Consider the following 16,209-nt stretch of genomic DNA (forward strand, 5'->3'; position numbering starts at 1 on the left):
CTCGCCGACGTCGCGTCTGCCGCGCCCCTAGCTACGCGCAAGAGTTCCGCCCGTCCATCAGGTTGATTGAGGAGACCGCCGTGCCCGACGTCATATTTCCCGTCGATCAAAGCAAGCCGTTCCGCGAGCAGGAGCTTGTCGGCCACAACCGTTGGCACCCAGACATTCCCGCCGTCGCCACCGTCAAGCCGGGTGACACGTTCCGTGTCGAATCGAAGGAGTGGTTCGACGGAACCATCGTCAACTCCGACGACGCGAACGACATCCGCGACTGCGACTTGTCGATGGTGCACCAACTCTCCGGGCCCTTCGCCATCGAAGGCGCCCAGCCGGGCGACCTTCTGGTCGTCGACATCCTGGACGTCGGCCCCGTTCCGCAGGAGAGCGGTCCGGTCGCCGGGCAGGGCTGGGGCTACACGGGACTCTTCGCGAAGAGCAACGGTGGTGGCTTTCTCACCGACTGGTTCCCGGAGGCCTACAAGGCCGTGTGGGACTTCGCCGGGCAAAAGGCGACCAGCCGGCACATTCCCGGTGTCGAATTCACCGGGCTCATCCATCCGGGGTTGATGGGAACCGCGCCGAGCGCGGACCTGCTCGCCAACTGGAACGCCCGAGAAGGCGCGCTGATCGCGACGGACCCCGAACGTGTTCCGCCACTGGCGTTGCCGCCGCTGCCGTCCAACGCGGTTCTCGGCAGTCTGACCGGCGCGGACTACGAGCGCGTCGCCGCCGAGGCGGCCAGAACCGCGCCCCCGCGGGAGAACGGCGGCAACCAGGACATCAAGAACCTCTCCAAGGGCAGCCGGATCTTCTACCCGGTGTTCGTCGACGGGGCCAACCTGTCGCTGGGCGACCTGCACTTCTCCCAGGGCGACGGCGAGATCACCTTCTGTGGCGCCATCGAAATGGGTGGATTCATCGACCTTCGAGTGGAGGTCATCAAGGGCGGGATGGAGACCTACGGCGTCACCACGAACCCAATCTTCATGCCGGGCAACGTCGAGCCGCGATACTCCGAATTCCTCACCTTCGTCGGCTTCTCCGTCGACCGCAACGGCACGCAGCACTTCCTGGACAGCACGCTGGCCTACCAAAACGCTTGTCTGAACGCGATCGAGTACCTCTCGAAGTTCGGCTGGACACGCGAGCAGGTGTACCTGATGCTTGGCGCCGCTCCGGTCGAAGGTCGCTTGTCAGGCGTCGTGGACGTCCCGAACTCCTGTGCCACGCTTTACATTCCGACGGCGATCTTCGACATCGACGTGCGGCCGTCGGCGCAGGGTCCGCAACGCGTCGACCGCGGACAGTGCGCGGTCAGCACCTAGAGCCAAAGGGGATCCGTCATGCCTGCTCCCACCGATGCCGAGCACTTCGAACTCGGCGACTTCACGCTCCAAAGCGGCGCCACGCTGCGAGGGGCGACGCTCGCCTACAAGACCTACGGCACGCTCAACGCCGACAAGACCAACGTCATCGTCTACCCGACGTGGTACTCGGGGTGGCACACCGACAACGAATGGTTGATCGGCACCGACAAGGCGCTCAACCCCGACGAGTGGTTCATCGTCGTGCCCAACATGCTCGGCAACGGACTCTCCTCGTCGCCGTCCAACACCCCGTCGCCCTACGACCGGGCCCGCTTTCCCGCCGTCACGTTCTACGACCAGGTGGAGGCGCAACACCAACTGGTCACCGAGAAGTTCGGAGTGTCGACGATCGCGCTGGTGACCGGATGGTCGATGGGAGCAGGCCAGACCTACCAGTGGGCCGTGAGCCACCCGGAGATGGTGCAACGCGCCGCACCGTTCTGCGGGTCGAGCAAGACCTCACCGCACAACAAGGTCTTCCTCGAGTCGTTGATCGCCGCGCTCACCGCCGACGCGGTGTGGGCCGACGGCGACTACTCCCCGGATGCGCTGCCGGTCAAGGGTTTACGTGCGTTCGCCCGGGTGTACTCGGGCTGGGGCTTCTCACAGGCGTTCTACTGGGAGGAGGCGTGGCGCGAGATGGGGTTCACCTCGTTCGACGACTTCCTCTACGGGTTCTGGGAGAACTTCTTCCGCGACGGGCGCGACCCCAACAACCTGATCACCATGCTCCGTACCTGGCACAGCGGAAACGTGGGCAACACACCGGGATTCGGTGGTGACGTCGAGAAGGCACTTGCCTCGATCCGATGCCCGCTCCTGGCAATGCCCGCCGAGAAGGATCTCTACTTTCCTCCCGAAGACGAGCACTGGGCGACGCAGTTCATCGCCGACGGTGAGGTACGCGTGATTCCCGGCATCTGGGGTCACTTCGCCGGGGGAGGGCCCAACCCCGTTGACACCGCATTCATCGACGCCGGCATCCGGGACCTGCTGGCCAGGCCGGGCTACTCACCGCAGAACTGATCAACCGGCGGGGGTGACACCGTCGTGCGCCTTGAGTTCCGGCGCTGCGAACTATTGACTGACCATCGGGTGGTTCGAGTTCGGTACCGGATGGGAGGCGCGCGTGATCACGCTGGACAGACTGGTCAACGTGCTGGGCGGCTACGGCGTCCAGCTTCGCGTCTGTCCGATGCCGCGCTCCGCCGAATTGGGCAGCGTGGTGCTGCACGAGGTCGCCGGCGGGGGACCGGTGACGGGCGACGTGCTGTTGGCCGTCGGTGCGCGCTCGGTCGACGAGGCGGTGCGATGGGCGGTCTCGGCGCGCGCGACGGCGGTACTCGTCCGAGACGACGACGACACTGCATCCACGGTGGAGGCGGCGGGAGTCGCGGTGTTGGTCGTCGAGCCCGCGGTGCGATGGAGCGAGCTCGCGGCGGTGGTCTACGGACTGGTGCTGGAAGGCCGCGAGACCGAATCCGGCCGCGGCCCAACCGATCTGTTCGCCCTGGCCGACAGCCTCGCCGAATCGACGGGCGGCGCGGTCACCATCGAGGATGCGTTGGCGCGGGTACTCGCCTACTCCAGCAGGCAGGGCGGCGCCGACCCTGCGCGCGTGGCGACGATCATGGGTCGGCAGGCGTCGGACCGGTTGCGCGACTTCTTCTCGGCGCGAGGCGTTTTCGCACACCTGGCCGTCTCCGACGAACCCCTGTTCGTCAGTCCTGACGACGACCACGGCTTGTCCGGCCGCATGGTCGTCGCGGTGCGGTCCGGGCGAGAGCTGATGGGGTCGGTGTGGGTCTCCTGCCGCGAACCATTGGTCGACCCCGAACGCACCGCGCTGGCCGACGGCGCCCGCACCGTGGCTTTGCACCTGCTGAGGTCACGCGCCAGCGCCGACCTGGAGCGTCAGGTGGAGTCCGACCTGGTGATCCGATTGTTGGACGGCAGCGCCGACGCCGCCGCATCGGCCAGCAGGCTCGGGCTTCCCCAGGGGCCGATGCGGGTGATCGCCGTACAGGCCTCGATCGACGCGGAACGGGATGCGGCTCTGCTCTTGGCATTCGAACGCGCCACCGCCGGGTTCGGATGGTCGCGCCCAGGACGGAGCGCGCTGGCAGGCAACACCGTTTACACCCTGTTGCCCGGCGAGCCGGCAACCGCGGCGCGCACGTGGGTCGCGGCCCTGCGTGCGGCTCTGCCCGACCGGACGACGGTGACTGCCGGCATCAGCAAGTCGGGAACCGCCACCGACCTACCGGCGGCCCGCCAAGAGGCCGACGAATGCCTGGCCCTCCACGAAAGCAAGCCCGCCGATTCCGAGCCCCCGGCCTACGACGAATCCTGGGACGAGATATTGCTGCAACGGCTCCGCGCCGCGGCACGGTCCGGCCGAACCCCCGACCGAGGGCCGATCGCCGAGCTGCGACGCCACGACCAGGCCCATGCAACGGAGTACGCGACGACGCTGAGGGCGTGGCTCGAGGCGCTCGGGGATCCCGCGGCGGCGGGTCTTCGGCTGGGCATCCACGAGAACACCGTGCGATACCGCCTGCGCAAGATGGGTGACGTCACCGACCTGCCCCTGACCGACGCCCGCAAGCGGCTGGCCATGATGGTCGAACTCGCCGCCGTCGACGCTGACTGACAGTAAGGGGCACCCCGTTGTCGAGCCTCGACAACGGGACCGCCCGTCATTGTCCGTCTGCCCCAAGTAATGGCACGCCGCCCGCCGCACCATGGAGTCACAGACACACGACTTCGACGACGGAGGCAGCGACATGGGCGACGAGCGGATCGACGGGGGACCACGGTCGGCGATCGTGGTCGGTGCGGGCATCGTCGGATTGTCGACGGCGTGGTTCCTGCAGGAGCGCGGGGTCGAGGTCACCGTCGTGGACGGCTGCGGTGTCGCGACCGGCGCCTCCTGGGGTAACGCCGGCTGGGTGGCACCGGCACTGACGCTGCCCCTGAACTCCCCGGCGGTGCTGCGCTACGGCCTGCGCTCGCTGCGCGACCGCTCCGCGCCCCTGCACATCCCGATGAGCGCCGACCGCGCACTGTGGCGCTTCCTCGTCCAGTTCGCCGCGAACTGCCGTCAGTCCGTCTGGGACCGCGCCATGAACGCCAACGTGCCTCTCAACGAGGACTGCCTGGAGGCCTTCGACGTCCTGGTCGCCAACGGGGTCGACGCGCCGGTGACCGACGCGCCGATCACCGCGCTGTTCCGCAGCGCCCACGACGCCGAACACCTGATGCGAGAACTACGCAGCCTCGCCGACGCCGGCCAGAGCCTGTCGGTCACCGAGCTCACCGGCGAAGCGCTCCGCGCCCAGGTGCCGCTCGCGTCGCGGGCGATCACCGCGGGCGTCAACGTCAACGGGCAGCGCTTCGTCGACCCGGGGCGTTTCGTGACGGCACTGGGACGGGCGGTCGTCGACCGCGGCGCCACCCTGCTCACCAAGGACGTCAAGGACGTCGTCAGCTCTGGCCCCGGCGTCGTGGTTCAGCTTGCCGGCGGGCCGCCCCTGACCGCCGACACCGCCGTGATCGCCACCGGCGCCTGGTTGTCCCGACTGGCGGGCCCACGGTTGCGCGTGCCGGTGGGATCCGGTCGCGGCTACTCGTTCACCGTTCCCGTCGACCGTCCGCTGCCCGGACCCGTCTACCTGCCGGACGTCCGGGTGGCGTGCACTCCTTACCGCGACGGCCTGCGCGTGGCAGGCACGATGGAGTTCCGCGCCCCGCACCACCCCGTCGTCGCCGACCGAGTCAGCGCGATCGTCGCCTCCGCGAGCCCGCTGCTCGACGGCGTTCGGTGGGACGAGCGCAGCGACGTCTGGGTGGGTCCGCGTCCGGTCACCCCCGACGGTCGCCCCGTGATCGGTGAACTGTCGCCACACGTGTACGTGGCCGGGGGCCACGGCATGTGGGGACTCGCCCACGGTCCGGTGACGGGACGCCTTCTCGCCGAACAGATCACCACCGGCAAGCAACCCGAAGTGCTGCGGCCCTTCGATCCGCGGCGACGCGCCGTCGCCTGACCGTCCTACCTTCGCCCACCTCGGGCGCTGCGAGTCGTCAGGGGCGGCGCAACCGTTCACCGCCCGCCCCTGACGGCAACCCACGAAAGGAACCTCGAATGACGACCATGACCGACCGCGTGTGGATATCGGCGGGCGCCCACGAGCGGCTGCAACGGGAGTTCGACACCCTGCGCGAACTGTGTGCCAGCGCTCCCGGCGACCAGGACGCCGACGAGAATGCCATCGCCGTCAAGCGCGCCCGCCAAGCCCGCATCCAACGAATTCACGACCTGCTGCTGAACGCGGTCGTCGGCGAGGATCCGCCCGACGACGGGATCGCCGAACCAGGAATGGTGGTCACGGTGCGGTACGGCGACACCGGTGGCGTGGAGACGTTCCTGCTCGGCGTGCGTGGCGCCGAACACGGCGACCTAGAGGTCTATTCGGTCCAGTCGCCGCTGGGGGCGGCGATCGTCGGCGCCCGCGCGGGGGAGAGACGCACTTACGGTCTGCCCAACGGCGCCGACCTCTCCGTCACGATGGTGACCGCAGTGCCGTACGGCCTGCACACCGACGAAAGTGACGCAGCTGGAAGTGCCGCAGCCGTCCTCGACATGCCGAACCGTTGACGGGCAGGTAAGTTGCGTCTCGCGGGGCTGCGGTGACGTGGCCTGCGGCCCCGCCCTCAAACGGTCGCCGGCGGCCGCCCCCGGCTGCGGTGCTCGACCCCCCAACGTTCGCGGGTGGCAAACGACGCCCCGAGATCATCACAGCCGTCAGCGGTTTGCTGTAAACGGATTTGGTCTACCCATCGGATGGCGAAGGCAGTCAGGGCAGATTGCGTCCGATCGACCACCTTCGACAGGCAAGGGGTGAGGCAATTCGACGTGCCTGCAGGGGAGGTCGGGCGTCTCGCTCCCCCTTGCCGCCCCACCGCGCGTTGTCGCGGTTCCTTTGCCAACGGCCGGCGCGATGCGTATACGCTTCGTCGGTCGAGGACCGCTGAGAAGCACGCGAAGTCCCTCGAGACGAACGAACTCAAGGGGACGGCGATGGGGCGGCACAGCAGATCCAGCCATGCACCACGGCACGCGGCGGTCGCCGATGCGGGCGCGGCGAACTACGTCGGCCGAATCGGGGCATTGGCGCTGGCACTGGGCATCGGCGCGGCAGTCGCCGGTGGCGCCGGAGTCGCCAACGCCGAGGGGACCACCGGCACCGACGGTCCCGCGAGCGGCAGCAGCTCCCAAACGGCCAAGACGTCCCAGACGACCAAGACGTCCCAGACGACCGAGGGCGCGGGCGCGGGCGAGGCAATCTCCGGCGGGACGTCCGCGGCTGACTCACCCGAATCTCCCGACGCCGAGTCGACCCGACCACCCACCCGCAAGCCGGGTTTCGGCAACGGCCGGGCGATCAAGCATTCGTCCCCCGTGGCGACCGTCACCGCGCCTACCAAGGAGGCGCCGGCCACGACCGCCGTCACCGGTTCACCGGCAGCATCCAAGAGCACCTCGACGACGCGCACCGGCGGCGCGCCGGTGGCTCCGGGACAGGTCGTGCTCGGGGCGCTTCAGCTGATTCGTCGCGAGATCGAGGGCGCCACCTCGCTGGTCAAGCCCGCCGCCGCGGTCACCACCGTTCAACCCAATGCAGCCGCGCCCGTGGCCGCACCCGGCGTGCCACGCCCCACCGACGTCGCGCACACCGTGTACGGCGACATCGGGGCCTGGCTGCTCCAACCCAACGGGAAGATCTCGAACTTCGGCGGAGTTCGGCACGGCGGCAAGACGGTCCTCGAACCCGTCAACGTCATCATCCTCGACCCGACGTCCAAGAGCTCCGCGGAATCCGCCGCCCGGCTCGACGCCGCGATGACTCGAGCCGGTTTCCCTGCCCAACCCATTCACAGCACCGGCTTCTCCGGAATCATCAACGGCGCCGTCTACGGTCAGAAGCCCACCGGCTTCCTCCAGGCGTTCTCCGACAACTTCTTCCTGGTCCCCAACGACCACGGCCGGATGTTCGGGGCCGCTCCCGCAGCCAACGGTGCGGGTTACGTGTGGTCGGGGGCGTTCAGCACCGAACAGCTCAACCCCGCCAACCCCTTCACCCACGAGTACGTCTCGTCCGACAAGGCTCGCGCGGCGCTGGCTCGTCGGCTCGTCGCCAGCGGCGCCGCGACCGTGGTCGGTGTCGTCCCGCTCGGCAACGCCTACGACGACGGCACCTTCACCACCGGCGACCACGACGGCTATGCCGTTGTCCTGCAACTGACTCCGGGCGTGGTCGCGGTACTGCCCAGGGGCGGCGTGCTGGGTTCCGCGTGCGGACACGTCGACGACCTGCCCGGCCCCGTGGGTCGGCAGCTAGCCACCGGCGTATGCGTCGTCGCGGCGCAGGTGTCCACCGCCCTCGGGTTGCGCTCGGTCATCTGAGGCCCATCTCGGCGTTACCCCGCTCGCACCGGCCTGGTTGGCCATAATGGCGCTGCGGACGGCTCGCGTCCGCCGAACTGGGGGACACTGCCCGTGATCTGGCTGCTACAGATGCCCGCCCCGCTACTCGGGTTCCTCGCCGTGTCCGTCGTGGTCGGGTTGTCGGTCGGCGGACTGATCGTCTTCCGAAAGCTGGTGTCGCACACCAGGCTCGAGAGTGCGAATCTGGTGTCCTCGCAGGTCTTCCAACTTGCCGGCGTGTTGTACGCGGTGCTGGTGGCGTTCCTGGTGGTCGTGGTGTGGGAACAGTTCGGTGACGCCGAGGACGCCACCCAGGCCGAGGCCAGCGCCATCGCGGAGCTGCTCAGGGACTCCGTCGCGATTCCACCCACGGACCGGGCGGAGGTTCAGCGGAGCCTCATCGCCTACACCAGGGACGTGATCGACGACGAACTACCCCGGATGCGACGTGGGGAGACCATCGAGGAGGAATCCGGCCCGATGACCGACGTCTGGTCGGCCTACCTGAGCGTTCAACCGCAGAGCCGCAACGAGATTGCGTTCTTCGACCACGACATCGTCAAGTTGAACGACCTGAGCGCCAACCGCAAGATGCGGGTGACGGCCGGTGACGCGGCGGTTCCCGGCGAACTCTGGGTGCTGCTGATCGGCGGCGGCGCCGTGGTGATGGCGTTCACGTTCCTCTTCGGCACCCGCGACCTCGTCGTGCACGCCTGCGCGGTCGGCTTGACCGCCGGCCTGATGGGTTTCGTGATCTACCTGATCTTCGCGCTAGAGCATCCGTTCGTCGGTGCGCTGTCGGTCCCACCCGACCCGTACGTCAACGTGCTTCAGACGTGGGAACACCAGCGGCCCAACCCCTGACGCGCGGATCACCCGCCGAACGTCGACACCCCCGAGGGCGTCACCTCGAAGGCGTGCACCGCACCGTTGAACGTGGCCGTACACGCCACCCCGCCGTAGATCGCCATGCAGATCGAGTCGATGCCGTGGACGCGATGGCCGACGGGTAGTTGCTTCACCGGGCCGGGATACCGCGGCGTCGTGAACTTCGGGGCGTCGGTGCGGCGGATGCCGGCCGCGCCGGGCAGCTGTGCGTACACCTCGTTCTCGCCGCCGAGCACGAGCGGTAATGGCCCGTCGCAACCGATTTCACCACCGCTGAACACGATCATCGAACAGGTGAGACCGCCATCGACGGTGAACACCGGAAAGAGGTTCTTCGCGCCCTGGCCGACGATGTATGTCTCGTCGCCCACGACGAAGTCGTTCGGGTCCGGGAAGCCCGGCGGCAGTCCGGCAGTTCTGGGGCCGACGCCGGTTCCGTTGGGAGACACCACCATCCACTGCGATGCAGGCTGGCCCTTGATGCACGCGGTGAACGACCCTGCGCCGACGGCGCATTCGAAGTCCTCGAAGACGATCTTCTGACCCTCGCGCAACAGGGGGGCGGCATTTCCGGTGGACTTCACGAAGCGATGGTTGGCGGTCGCGAGCAGGCCCCGGGTGCTGGCGTCGGGGCTCAGGGCAATCTCGTTGACCTCGTCTGGCGTGCCGGGTAGGCGTCCGTCGCACCCCGCGGCGCCGCGGGCCGGCTGAATCGCACAGAGCAGACCGTCAGGGGTCTGGAAGTACACCTCGTTGCCCATGACGAAGGGGTACGTCGACACCGTGGCGTAGCCGCTCAGATCGGGCATTGCCTGCGCGTCGGCACCGGCGGGAGCGGTGGGCGACACCAGGACGCCGACCAGGACGGTGAGAAGAATGAGTAACGGACGCATCACGTGCAATGTAGGCGAATCCGACCCGACGGCCCAAAATTCACGTAGTCCTACTCATCCACCGCAGCCGTTTGCCCGGCATGCTGGGACCATGGCACAGACCAAGTCGACCACCGGCGCGCCCACGGTCGCCGACGACTCCGCACCCGTCCGAGACCGCGCAGTCGACGTCGCCCGGCTCGGCGCTCTCGTCGTGGTGATGTTCGGGCACTGCGCGCTCCTGCTCGCCACCATCGGCCCCGGCGGTCTGCGCATCGGCAACCTGCTTGGCGAGCTGCCCGCGATCGCCCCGATCACGTGGATCGTGCAGGTCATGCCACTGTTCTTCTTGGCGGGCGGTGCCGCGGGCGCCTACGGCTGGCGGCCGGGAACGGCGTGGGGCACCTGGCTGTTCACCCGAAGCCAGCGACTGTGCCGCCCGGTGTTCTGGTATCTCGCGGCATGGGTGCTCGGACTGCTGGTGACCCGGCTGGTACTCGGAGCCGAGTCCGCGGCGGGGCTGGGGCGCGAATCCGTCGCCCTGCTGTGGTTCCTCGGCGTGTACCTGGTGGTGCTCGCCTTCGTCCCCGCCATGACCCGGCTGCGGTCCGGGCGCGCGGTCGCCCTCGTCGTGGCTGCCCTTCTCGTCGCCTCGGCGGGGATGGACGCGATCCGGCTCGCCGTCGGCGCACCCGAAGCCGGGGTGGCCAACTTCCTCTTCGTTTGGCTGATACCGGTGGTGATCGGCGTGGCCTACGCCCGCAACCTCGTCAACCCACGGGCGGCGCTCGCAGCGGCGGTCGTCGCATTCGCCGCCGCGATCGTAGCCGTCGCCCTCGGGCCCTATGAGGTCTCCCTGGTCGTGACGGGCGCCGAGCGGCTGTCCAACGTGTCGCCGCCCACGCTGCTGCTCGCACTGCACTGCACCTGGATGTCGTGCGCGTTCGTCCTCGCCGCCGGCGCCATCCGCCGCTGGGCCGCGCGGCCGAGGGTCTGGCGCGCCGTCGCACTCGGCAACGGGGGAGCGATGACGCTCTACCTCTGGCACATTCCCGCGATCGCCGTGGCCACGTTTGCGCTGCACGCGGTCGGCGTCGACGCCTACGACGTGCACGAACCCGGGTTCTGGGGCCGCCTCGCGCTGCGGGCCGCCGTGTTCGCCGTCGTCATGGCGCTGACGTTCGCGCTGCTGTCGCCGTTGGAGCATCGCCGGCTTCCGTGGTGGGACGCCCCGGCCCGGGCAACGGGCGTCCGGTCGGCGGCCGCGGGCGTGCTGGTGGGGCTGGCGGGCATCGCCCTGCTGCTGATGGCCAAGGACGGGCTCGCCGGCGTCGAGGGCTGGTCGGCACTCGGGGCGTTCGTCGCGGCGACGGCAGCCGCCAGGACCTGCGCGGTCGTCAGAACCGCAGGCTCGAGTACATGACCCCGTGCGGGTCGCACCGCCGACGGATGGCCGCCAGGCGTGGCAGGTTCGGCCCGAAGTAGCGCGCCGCAGGGGTCGACGGCTCGAGGTAGTTGACGTATCCGCCGGCCGAATGGTCGCCCAGCGCTGCGTGCGCCGCGGTCAGCCAGCGGTCCGCCGCGTCGGTGAGCTCAGGGGTGGGTGTTTCGACGTACCACTGCACGTTCGCCGCGTGGCGCCGCCAGGGAAACGCGGTGGCGGCCGGGTCGACGTCGCCGATCGCCCCGTCGAGCGACTCGACCACCGCCGTCGCCGCACCGCCAGCCCGCGGCCAGGCCGAGGTCGCCGCGACGATCGACTCGGCCGCCGCCGGTGTCATCCGCGTCACGACGTCGGAGCCCGCGACGAACGCCCGCGGTCGCACCGCGTCGGGTCCGCCGCCGAAGTACGCGACGACGCCCAGGTGGTCGAACGTCCGGATGGTCTGGCCGACGGTGGGCACGCCGATCGTCGCCAGGACGCCTGCGGCCCGAGCAGGTCCGTCACCGGCCGGCGTGGCCAGCACCACCGAGCAGCGTCCACGTCCCGGGCCGACGGTGAGGTTCACCATGCCCCACACCGCGCGATCCGCCGCCACGAGCCACTCGTGCCAGCCGACGAGCACCCGTGCGGCGGCGTCCTCTCCGAAGACCAGGGTGACGACGTCGCGGCCGGTGGTCGGGAACGTGTCGAAGGTGAACGACGTCACGACGCCGTTGTCGGCGCCGCCGCCGCGCAGAGCCCAGAACAGGTCGGCGTCGTCGCGTGGGGAAGCGGTGACCGTCTCGCCGCCGGGGAGGACGACCGTCGCGGAGACGAGTGCGTCGCACGTCAGCCCGTACCTGCGGGCGTCGGCGCCGAGCCCACCACCCAACGTCAATCCGGCGACCCCTACCGACGGACAGCTACCGGTGGGGATGGACCGGCCAAAGGCGTTGAGCGCGTTCTGAATCGAGCTGATGTCCGCCGCGGGGGACACCGTCACCCGTCCGGTGCGGTCGTCGTAGGTGACCCCGCCGGGAAGGCGGCGTAGGTCGACCACCAGCGTGGCGTCCGCCGTCGATGCACCCACGTAGGAGTGGCCGCCGCTTCGGGCGGTGACCGCGACGCCGTTGGACGAGGCGAACCGCAGGGCGGCGCGAACGTCCTCGACCGAGGTGACCGTGACGACGGCGGCCGGCGTCGACCCGGCGAAGCGGCTGTTGAAGACGTTCTTGGCCGCCGGGTAGCCACCGTCGCCACGGAGGACGACCGCTCCGTCGACCGCGGCGGCGAGCGCAGGCCAGTCCGGACCCGAGGGGGCCGGCTCGGCCGGTGTCGGCGCAGGCGCGGACGCCGTCGTCGCCCCGCACGCCCCCAGGACCGCCGTCGCCACCGCGCCGAGCGCGCCGCGAACGAAGACCTGCCGGGGGAGTTCTCTGGTCATGGCCTGCTGATTTGACCACACGGGCGTTGCCCACCGGGTTACGTCGGGGGCATTGGGTAGGGTCTCGGCGTGACTCCGAGCCCTACCGTCAAGTCCGTAAATGCCCGCCTTGCTGACGAACTGGCGGTCCGCGAAGCCCAAGTGGCCGCGACCGTCCGATTGCTCGACGAGGGCGCGACGGTGCCGTTCATCGCCCGCTATCGCAAGGAGATCACCGGCAGCCTCGACGACGGGCAGCTCCGCACGCTGGAGGAACGTCTCGGCTACCTCCGCGAGCTCGACGCTCGCCGCACCGCGGTGCTCGCGTCCATCGAGGAGCAGGGCAAGCTCACCGACGACCTGCGCACGGCCCTGCTGACGGCGGACACCAAGTCCCGGGTCGAGGACATCTATCTGCCGTACAAGCCCAAGCGCAGGACGAAGGCGCAGATCGCACGCGAAGCCGGGCTGGAGCCGCTGGCCGACCGGCTGCTGGCGGATCCGACGCTGGTGCCGGAGGTCGCGGCCGCCGACTTCCTCGGCGAGGACGTCGCCGATGCCGCAGCCGCGCTCGACGGTGCGCGGCACATCGTCATCGAGCGTGCCGCCGAGGACGCCGAACTCGTCGGCGCCGTCCGCGCGAAGTTCTGGGCCGACGGCACCCTTCGCACGTCACTCTCGTCGTCCGATGCCGCCAAAAATCCTGCCGCACAGAAGTTTCGAGACTACTTCGAGTTCTCCGAACCCCTGGAGAAGATGCCGTCACATCGCGTGCTGGCCGTCATGCGCGGTGAGAAGGAGCAAGTGCTCTCGCTCAACCTCGACGGTGGCGACGACGACGTCTACCACGCGATGGTCGCCCAGACCCTTGGCGTAGACCTGACCGCGAAGACCCCGGCGACGCCGTGGTTGGCGACGACGGTGAAGCTGGCGTGGCGGGTCAAGCTGATGGTGTCCGCGGCGGTCGACGCGCGGATCAAGCTCAAGCAGCGCGCCGAGTTGGACGCGGTGTCGGTGTTCGCCAAGAACCTCAAGGACCTGCTGCTCGCGGCGCCGGCGGGCACCCGCACGACGCTCGGACTCGACCCCGGCTTCCGGACCGGCGTCAAGGTCGCCGTCGTCGACGCCACCGGCAAGGTGCTCGACCACTGCGCGATCTTCCCGCACCAGCCGCAGCAGAAGTGGGACGAGTCCAAGGCGATGCTCGGTGCGCTGATCGCTCGTCACGGCGTGGACCTGATCGCCATCGGCAACGGGACGGCGTCCCGCGAAACCGACGCGCTCGCAAGCGAACTCATCGCCGACATCACGACCTCCGGGGCCAAGGCGCCGGTGAAGGCCATGGTCAGCGAGGCCGGTGCGTCGGTGTACTCGGCGTCGGCCTACGCGGCGCACGAACTTCCGGAGCTCGACGTCACCATCCGCGGTGCGGTGTCGATCGCGCGGCGACTGCAGGATCCGCTGGCCGAGTTGGTGAAGATCGAGCCGAAGTCGATCGGCGTCGGCCAGTACCAGCACGACATCACGCCGGGCACGCTGGCCCGCAGTCTCGACGCCGTGGTCGAGGACGCGGTGAACGCCGTTGGCGTTGACCTCAATACGGCGTCGGTGCCGCTCTTGGCGCGGGTCTCCGGGGTGACGGACACGATGGCCGAGGCGATCGTCGCCCACCGCGAGTCGACGGGCCCGTTCCGCAATCGCAAGGCACTGCTGAAGGTTCCGCGACTGGGCCCCAAGGCATTCGAGCAGTGCGCCGGCTTCCTGCGGATCAACGGCGGCGACGACCCGCTCGACGGGTCCGGTGTGCACCCGGAGTCCTACCCCGTGGTGCGGCGTATTCTGGACCGGGCCGGGGTGACGCTCGCCGAGCTCATCGGTGACGAGCGGTCGCTGCGCTCCCTCAAACCCGCCGAGTTCGCCGACGAGCGCTTCGGCATTCCGACGGTGACCGACATCCTCGCCGAATTGGAGAAGCCGGGCCGCGATCCGCGGCCGGCGTTCTCGACCGCGACCTTCGCCGCCGGGGTGGAGAAGGTGGCCGACCTGAAGCCCGGCATGGTCCTCGAAGGCGTCGTCACCAACGTCGCCGCGTTCGGCGCCTTCGTCGACGTGGGCGTCCATCAGGACGGTCTGGTGCACGTCTCGGCGATGTCCGACCGATACGTCTCCGACCCCCATGAGGTGGTGAAGTCGGGTCAGGTGGTGAAGGTCAAGGTTCTCGAGGTCGACGTGGACCGGCAACGGATCGGGCTGACGCTGCGCCTCAACGACACCCCGCAGCAGCGAGGTGCACAGCAGCAGGGTGGGGGCCAGGGTCGGCCACCCGGGCAGCAGCAGCCCCGGGGCGATCGGCCAAAGTCGAACCGACCCAAGGACTCCGGCCGGCGCGAGTCGGCACCACCGTCGGGATCGATGGCCGAGGCGCTGCGGAACGCGGGCTTCGGGCGCTAGCCAAACCGCCGACGAGCGCCGGTGGGAGGCTCTAGGCTCCCGTCATGTCGATCGATCGCGCCGCACTCGTCGTGGGTGGCATCCGTCTTGCCTCGGGTTTGTCGTTCCTCGTCGACCCCGTCCGGGCCAACCGGTGGTGGGGCGACCCGGAGGAACCGGTGGGCGGGGCGCGCCTCCTGCTGTCGTCGATGGGCTATCGCGACGCCCTCATCGGCGGGTTGCTGACCGCGGCCGCGATGCGCGGTCGCGACACCAGGGGCTGGTTCCTGGCCTCCGGCGGAGCCGACGCCGCGGATCTGCTCGGCGGTCTGAACGCCCACCACCAGATGCGGCGGTCCCAGCAGGTCATCGGGCTTGGGGGAGCGGTGGTGGGGATCGGCGTCGGACTGTGGGGCGCGACGCGGCGGCCCGTCTCCGCGCCGTCTACTGTCGAACCATGCGCATAGCCATTCTCGGCCTTGGTGTCGTCGTCACGTGTTTCGGCGTGCTGTGGGCCCTCCAGGGCTTCGGCGTCGTCGGCGGAAGCCCGATGTCGAACACCACCACGTGGTCGGTCATCGGTCCGATCGTGGCCGTGATCGGCATCGCGATCGCGGGCTACGGCGCGCGAACGCGAAAGTAGCTCGCGCTCAGGGCAGTCGAAGCTCTGCGGTGAACTGAGCCAGGTCGGTCAGTGCTCGCTCGAGCCGATCCGTCACGAACGCCGGTCCCAACGGGACGTCGGAATCACTGGCGGCCACGTCCGTGCACGCGTTGACGATCGTGGTCGAGAAGAGCGTGACCGCCAACGCGAGACGTTTGTCGTCGGGTGCGACGCCCATGCGGTCGGCGAGGATCGCCATCGCAGCGGGGCTTCGATAGTCGACCGCTGCGTGGCGCAGGCTCTCCGCGGACGCGACGATTTGCAGGATCATCACGATGCGTTCGGCCGTCAGGCCTGCGACGGGGCGCCGCTCGGCGATCCTGGTGAGCACGGCCACGTGTGCCGCCCGCAGCGACTCCATCGGGCCGAGGTCCGGCGGTTGGGCCTGCAGTTCGGCGGTGATCTCCCCTGCGAGGTCGTCGATCACGGCGATGAACACCGCGTCCTTCGACGCGAAGTACCGACTGAACGTGCGCGTCGAGACCTCGACGGCCTCGGCGATCTGGTCGATGGTGGTGGCTTCGTACCCGTGCAGGAGGCATGAGTCCACCGCCGCGTCGATCAACAGGCGGCGGGTGCGGGCCTTCTTGCGGTCACGAAGCCCAGGCAACGGTGTTACCGGGGATGTGCCCACGGGTCCGAGAGTACCGGC

At 69.4% G+C, this 16,209-nt stretch carries 14 protein-coding genes; 11 read left to right on the top strand and 3 right to left on the bottom strand.

The genetic code is table 11. The annotated features are described in order from the left end of the window. Positions 1–80: 80 nt before the first annotated feature. The 7 genes from fmdA to ASD37_RS00335 all read left to right on the top strand — a co-directional run bounded on the left by fmdA (position 81) and on the right by ASD37_RS00335 (position 8,721). Positions 81–1,325 carry a formamidase gene (fmdA, locus tag ASD37_RS00305; protein ID WP_056546412.1) on the top strand — a complete coding sequence of 415 codons (1,245 nt, stop codon included), beginning with the start codon at positions 81–83 and terminating at the stop codon, positions 1,323–1,325. Positions 1,326–1,343: 18 nt separating this feature from the next. After that, on the top strand, positions 1,344–2,393 hold the full coding sequence (locus ASD37_RS00310) for an alpha/beta fold hydrolase (RefSeq protein ID WP_056546418.1): 1,050 nt from the start codon (positions 1,344–1,346) through the stop codon (positions 2,391–2,393). Between the two features lie 103 nt (positions 2,394–2,496). Then, positions 2,497–4,020, top strand: coding sequence for a CdaR family transcriptional regulator (locus ASD37_RS00315; protein WP_056546422.1), 1,524 nt, complete (start codon positions 2,497–2,499; stop codon positions 4,018–4,020). Between the two features lie 91 nt (positions 4,021–4,111). Continuing rightward, the gene (locus ASD37_RS00320) at positions 4,112–5,416 is read left to right on the top strand and encodes an NAD(P)/FAD-dependent oxidoreductase (RefSeq protein WP_370072012.1); all 1,305 of its coding nucleotides are present in this window, start codon (positions 4,112–4,114) and stop codon (positions 5,414–5,416) included. 98 nt (positions 5,417–5,514) lie between these two features. Next, positions 5,515–6,027 carry a GreA/GreB family elongation factor gene (locus ASD37_RS00325; RefSeq protein WP_056546425.1) on the top strand — a complete coding sequence of 171 codons (513 nt, stop codon included), beginning with the start codon at positions 5,515–5,517 and terminating at the stop codon, positions 6,025–6,027. 423 nt (positions 6,028–6,450) lie between these two features. Next, positions 6,451–7,836 (top strand): hypothetical protein, encoded by a 1,386-nt coding sequence (locus ASD37_RS00330; protein WP_056546429.1) that lies wholly within the window; start codon positions 6,451–6,453, stop codon positions 7,834–7,836. 93 nt (positions 7,837–7,929) lie between these two features. Beyond that, the gene (locus ASD37_RS00335; protein WP_056546433.1) at positions 7,930–8,721 is read left to right on the top strand and encodes a DUF4239 domain-containing protein; all 792 of its coding nucleotides are present in this window, start codon (positions 7,930–7,932) and stop codon (positions 8,719–8,721) included. Between the two features lie 8 nt (positions 8,722–8,729). On the opposite strand, the gene ASD37_RS00340 is transcribed toward ASD37_RS00335, so the two are convergent. After that, positions 8,730–9,638 (bottom strand): hypothetical protein, encoded by a 909-nt coding sequence (locus tag ASD37_RS00340; protein ID WP_056546436.1) that lies wholly within the window; start codon positions 9,636–9,638, stop codon positions 8,730–8,732. Positions 9,639–9,729: 91 nt separating this feature from the next. On the opposite strand from ASD37_RS00340, the gene ASD37_RS00345 reads away from it, so the two are divergent. After that, entirely contained in the window at positions 9,730–11,040 is a 1,311-nt protein-coding gene (locus tag ASD37_RS00345; protein WP_056546439.1) for an acyltransferase, read from the top strand. On the opposite strand, the gene ASD37_RS00350 is transcribed toward ASD37_RS00345, so the two are convergent. After that, positions 11,015–12,484: an FAD-binding oxidoreductase gene (locus ASD37_RS00350; RefSeq protein WP_056549541.1), complete on the bottom strand. Its 1,470-nt coding sequence runs from the start codon at positions 12,482–12,484 to the stop codon at positions 11,015–11,017. The two genes, ASD37_RS00345 and ASD37_RS00350, sit on opposite strands and share 26 nt — an antisense overlap. Positions 12,485–12,553: 69 nt before the next feature. Between ASD37_RS00350 and ASD37_RS00355 the strand changes: the two genes are divergently transcribed. Genes ASD37_RS00355 through ASD37_RS00365 form a run of 3 tightly spaced genes read left to right on the top strand, consistent with a single transcriptional unit; the run spans position 12,554 to position 15,536 of the window. Further along, complete coding sequence (locus ASD37_RS00355) at positions 12,554–14,914, top strand: Tex family protein (RefSeq protein ID WP_056546443.1); 2,361 nt, start codon at positions 12,554–12,556, stop codon at positions 14,912–14,914. Between the two features lie 44 nt (positions 14,915–14,958). Then, a complete protein-coding gene (locus tag ASD37_RS00360; protein ID WP_056546446.1) occupies positions 14,959–15,360 on the top strand; it encodes a DUF4267 domain-containing protein in 402 nt (133 codons plus the stop codon). Continuing rightward, complete coding sequence (locus tag ASD37_RS00365) at positions 15,351–15,536, top strand: hypothetical protein (RefSeq protein ID WP_056546450.1); 186 nt, start codon at positions 15,351–15,353, stop codon at positions 15,534–15,536. The genes ASD37_RS00360 and ASD37_RS00365 overlap by 10 nt, the downstream gene beginning before the upstream one ends. A 7-nt stretch (positions 15,537–15,543) precedes the next feature. On the opposite strand, the gene ASD37_RS00370 is transcribed toward ASD37_RS00365, so the two are convergent. Next, positions 15,544–16,191 carry a TetR/AcrR family transcriptional regulator gene (locus tag ASD37_RS00370; RefSeq protein WP_082569882.1) on the bottom strand — a complete coding sequence of 216 codons (648 nt, stop codon included), beginning with the start codon at positions 16,189–16,191 and terminating at the stop codon, positions 15,544–15,546. Between the last annotated feature and the right edge of the window lie 18 nt (positions 16,192–16,209).

Source organism: Mycobacterium sp. Root135, assembly GCF_001426545.1.
Lineage (GTDB): Bacteria > Actinomycetota > Actinomycetes > Mycobacteriales > Mycobacteriaceae > Mycobacterium.